Genomic DNA, 255 nt, shown 5'->3' with positions numbered 1-255 from the left:
TTGAGTCGCAGAGACCAGCGAGAAGCGACTGTTTACTAAAAACACAGGTCCGTGCGAAGTCGCAAGACGATGTATACGGACTGACGCCTGCCCGGTGCTGGAACGTTAAGGGGACCGGTTAGACCGCAAGGTCGAAGCTGAGAACTTAAGCGCCAGTAAACGGCGGTGGTAACTATAACCATCCTAAGGTAGCGAAATTCCTTGTCGGGTAAGTTCCGACCTGCACGAATGGCGTAACGACTTCTCGACTGTCTC

Annotated in this window: 1 rRNA gene; it reads left to right on the top strand. The window is 52.9% G+C overall.

Features of this window, described 5'->3' with window-relative positions:
- Positions 1–255 (top strand): 23S ribosomal RNA (locus IZR01_RS49745); the annotation flags it as partial.

The sequence above is a fragment of the Catenulispora pinisilvae genome, from assembly GCF_015356865.1.
GTDB lineage: Bacteria > Actinomycetota > Actinomycetes > Streptomycetales > Catenulisporaceae > Catenulispora > Catenulispora pinisilvae.
This window is presented reverse-complemented; position numbering and strand designations above follow the sequence as displayed.